Source organism: Deltaproteobacteria bacterium, assembly GCA_009930495.1.
Classification (GTDB): Bacteria; Desulfobacterota; Desulfovibrionia; order Desulfovibrionales; family Desulfomicrobiaceae; genus Desulfomicrobium.
In genome coordinates, this window is the sequence record RZYB01000211.1 from 1 (window position 1) to 3,854 (window position 3,854).

Here is a 3,854-nt window from a genome sequence, read left to right on the forward strand (position 1 = left end):
AGGAAACACGCTGGGAAAGCGCCCTCGATCATGATTCATGGCAAGAAGCGGGGTGTTTTACCCCAGCCAGACAGCACGGCCAGACAAAGCGATATCAACATGGCCCGACGGGTAGCGACCTTGAAACAGGGGCCAAGGTCGATCAAAGACAAACGCCGACCGCAAAACAACCAGACACGGACCGCATGCTCATCCGGAATGGATCGAGACCTCGTCTGCTCGCAACACGATCATCCGCGCGCCACGCGCTCCACGGCCTCGGCCACGTCCGCGCCACGCAAGGATTCACCCGTTTCAAAGAGGGCACGTTGGACGTTGATCTCGCGCATGAGATCGATTTGGTCACGCAGCACGACACCCTTCCATGCATCCATGCACTTTTCCAGCTGCTCGCGCCGGGCATAGGCCAGCCCAAGATACAAGGCCGCGAGGCTCTCCCCGGGATGCTGCCGCAGGGCCATGAGCAGCGTATCCTTGGCCTGGATGTACTCACCCAAATGATAGTGACACAGACCCAGGCGAATCCGGGCCTCCTTGTGCCCCCGATTGGACTTGAGCATGTCCTTGTACAGATCACGGGCAACGGCATGTTCCCGACGGGCATAGGCGGCGTCGGCGGCCGCGATATCCGCCCCGATCCCGGACACGGGCTTTTCCTCGCCGCCACGCAACCTCCGAACCATGCCAAAAAGCAAATCACGTCTGGAAACCATTTTCCCGCCCTGGTCATACTGTTGGCGAACGGGGTCGCGACGTTGGCGCCGCCATCGTGGCCCCCGGTCATTGTTGACATTCCACGGATTCCTTACCATGAAGGGCCACCTTGGTGTGACCACCCGGCAAAGCCTTAAATCTGTATTCCCGGAGGAGACAATGTTCAAGAAGCTTCTCATCGCCTTTTTCCTGCTCGCGATCGCCACACAGGCCTCGGCCGGGGTCAAGACCTTCGCGGTCCTGCCCTTTGGCGTGCATGGCCCGCAGGAATACCAATATCTTAGCCAGGGCATCCAGAGCATGTTGACCAGCCGCCTGAGCGCGCCGGGCAGGCTTGCGGCCCTGGACTCCGGCATGATCAAGAAAGCCGCCGCCACCCTGCCCACCGACACGACGGGGGCCGCCAAAATCCGCTCGGCCCTGGGCGTGGACTATCTGGTCTGGGGTTCCATGACCGTCATGGGCACGGAGTGCAGTCTGGATGTCAACCGCCTGGATGACAGCGGTGAAAACCAGCCCTACCCGATTCAGACCAATCTTGATCAGGTCATCCCCAGCCTGGAAAACGTGGCCACGGCCATGAGCGGTCAAATTTTGGGCACCGCCGCGCCCATGGCCACGGCGCCGACCCAGGCCGTCAAGCCCATGAATCAGGCGCTGATCGTCAACGAAACGGATGGCAACACGGCCTATGCGAACCCATCCCTCAAATATCAGGACGCGGACGCCAGCATGGGCCGCTGGCGCAGCCAGATGCTGCCCGTTGCCTCGCGTGGCATGGTCGTCTGCGACGGCGATGGCGACGGCAAAAACGAAATCTTCATGCTGACCGATTCCGCCCTCATGGCGTTTCGGGTCACGAATGGGCAAATGAGCACGGTCAGCGAACTCGAACTCCCCCGGGGGCGCAATTACCTCCGGCTGAACTCCATTGACCTGAACCGGGACGGACGCGACGAACTGATCGTTTCCGCCGTGCTCGGCAAGGATCCCCGGTCCTTGGTCATCGCCTTCGAAAACAACCGCCTGGCTGTCCGCACCGACAACATTCCCTTGCACCTCGGGGTCATCAATCTGCCCCCGACCTTCATGCCGACCCTGGTCGGCCAAAAAATCGGCCGGATCAAATACCTGGACAGCAAAATCCATCACGTCACCAAGATGAACGACAAATACGAGCTGGGCCCGGCCGTGGACCTGCCCCAGGGCGGCACCGTGTACAATGTCACGTTTCTCCCCACCGGCGATGGCCATCAGGTTATCCTCATCGACGACCTCGACCACATGCGCGTCTTTTCATCCACCGGCGCGCTGCTGACCACGACCGAGGAAACCTACGCCGGCTCCAACCTTGGCGTCGATTTCTTCGAAACAGCGGCTGGGCTCCAGGCGGAAAGATCCAACACTGCGGCCATGAGCCGGGTCTTTATACCATTGCGCGGCATCGTGGCCGACCTAGACAGAAACAAGCGTCACGAACTGCTCATCAGCCGCAACGTCTCGGTCTCGGCGCAGATTTTTTCCAATTACCGCGACTACCCCCAAGGCGAGATCCACAGCTTGTATTGGGACGAGGTCGGCATGAGCCTGGAGTGGAAAACCGCGCGGATCAAGGGCACGGTCACGGATTATTGCCTGGCCGATCTGGACAATGACGGCAGCATGGACCTGGTGGTCAGTCTCAACAGCCATACCGGCATGATGGGGACAGCCAAAAAACGGGCCATGCTCATCGCCTACCCGCTTGACACTCCTCAAAGTGGCGGTCAAAAAAACTGAACGGTCAAATTTTTTAAACTTCAACCCCAAAAAACGCCAAAAAAGGCTTGCTTTTTGGACCAGACCTGCCTTAACTGCATCCAGGCGTCAGATGATTTATTTTCGTTATTGCAAAAGGAGGAAAAAATGAAACGTTTCGCACTCGTAGCTCTGCTGGCCGCCACCCTGTTCGGCGTGTCCAACGCTTCCGCCACTGAACTGAAAGTCAAGGGTAGTTTTGATGTTTATGGAATGTGGTCCAGCAACTTGATGGATTTCGATTCCGAGATCGCCGATGGCGACAACTACATGACCACCCAGCGCATGCGCACCTATTTCACCTATCAGGCCAACGAAAACCTGAAGGCAGTCCTGGGTCTTGAACTGGACAACGTCTGGGGTGACAACGTCGATAACGTCGGCGGCGATTGGGGCACCGACGGCAAGGGCAACCTCGAAGTCAAGCATGCCTACCTGGATTTCAACTTCCCGGACACCGCCATCAACGTCAAGGCCGGTCTGCAGTACGTGGCCCTGCCGGGCATTTTCGGCAACCCCGTGTTTGACGAAGACGCCGCGGCCCTGGTCGTGAGCGCCCCCATCAATGACATGTTCGCCCTGGCCGTTGGTTACAGCCGTGGCGTGGACAACGATTACAACACCGAAGGCGTGGTTGGCGTGGACAAAGACGACGCCGACATGGCTTTCCTGGCCGCGCCCATCACCCTGGACGGCTTCAACGTCACCCCGTACTTCGCTTTTGGCTGGCTGGGCGAAAACTCCGGCGCTTCCCTTTCCGCGAGCGATGATACCTCCGTGTGGGTTCTGGGCGCCAACGCCGCTCTGACCATGTTTGATCCCTTCACCCTGGAAGCCGACCTCATCTATGGCGCTGGCGAAAGCGACGACGTAGAGACCAAGGGCTGGTACGGCGCTTTGGCCGCTTCCTACAAGATGGACATGGTCACCCCCGTTCTGTTCACCACCTACTTCTCTGGTCATGACGACGATCTGACCGACGACAACGTTCTGCCGCAGCTGGCCGAAGGTTGGGGCATCAGCCCGTATACTGGTGGCGTGCGCGCTTTCAACACCACGTATGATACCTTCTCCGGCGTGGACAATGCCTGCTGGGCCATTGGCCTGAAGCTGGCCGATATCTCCTTCGTGGAAAACCTCTCCCATGAGCTGACCGGCGCCTACCTGATGGGCACGTCCGACGAAGACGCTGGCGTGGCTTTCGATGAAGAAGATTCCGCCTGGGAAGTGTACATGGTCAACAAGTACATGATCTATGAAAACCTGGCCGCCATCAACGAATTGGGCTTTGTGTACCCTGAATTCGATGATGTAGATGACGAAGATACATCCTACTTCGCCAC

Annotated in this window: 3 protein-coding genes; 2 read left to right on the plus strand and 1 reads right to left on the minus strand. The window is 58.6% G+C overall.

The genetic code is table 11. The features are described from left to right. Positions 1 to 230 precede the first annotated feature (230 nt). The gene (locus tag EOL86_12615; GenBank protein NCD26418.1) at positions 231 to 1,070 is read right to left on the minus strand and encodes a tetratricopeptide repeat protein; all 840 of its coding nucleotides are present in this window, start codon (positions 1,068 to 1,070) and stop codon (positions 231 to 233) included. On the opposite strand from EOL86_12615, the gene EOL86_12620 reads away from it, so the two are divergent. Both EOL86_12620 and EOL86_12625 read left to right on the plus strand, forming a co-directional pair. Further along, positions 682 to 2,493, plus strand: a complete 1,812-nt coding sequence (locus EOL86_12620; GenBank protein ID NCD26419.1) for a VCBS repeat-containing protein — start codon at positions 682 to 684, stop codon at positions 2,491 to 2,493. The genes EOL86_12615 and EOL86_12620 overlap by 389 nt on opposite strands. A gap of 126 nt (positions 2,494 to 2,619) precedes the next feature. Further along, positions 2,620 to 3,854: hypothetical protein (locus EOL86_12625; GenBank protein NCD26420.1), on the plus strand; the 1,235-nt coding region annotated here is incomplete at its 3' end.